Origin of the sequence: Buchnera aphidicola (Pemphigus obesinymphae), assembly GCF_026122815.1 — a bacterium.
Classification (GTDB): domain Bacteria; phylum Pseudomonadota; class Gammaproteobacteria; order Enterobacterales; family Enterobacteriaceae; genus Buchnera_C; species Buchnera_C aphidicola_BJ.
In genome coordinates, this window is the sequence record NZ_JAIWQW010000119.1 from 1 (window position 1) to 307 (window position 307).

The following is a 307-nucleotide window of genomic DNA, read 5'->3' on the forward strand; positions in this document are numbered from 1 at the left end:
TATTTAGTTCTATATGTCAAGGTTTAAGTAAAAATCAATTAAATCTTCCTCCAACCCGAATAGTACTGGAAAAACCATTAGGTACATCTCTAAAAACATCACAAAAAATTAATAATCAGGTCAGTAAATATTTTAAAGAATCTCAAATATTTAGAATAGATCATTATTTAGGGAAAGAAATCATATTAAATTTACTTTCATTACGTTTTTCAAATATTATATTTTCTAATAATTGGAACAATAAAATTATAGATCATGTTCAAATCACTGTTGCTGAACAAGTTGGAATAGAAGGAAGATGGGGATA

At 25.4% G+C, this 307-nt stretch carries 1 pseudogene; it reads left to right on the plus strand.

The annotated features are described in order from the left end of the window. Positions 1-307 (plus strand): annotated as a pseudogene (locus LDP10_RS03385) (glucose-6-phosphate dehydrogenase); the annotation flags it as partial.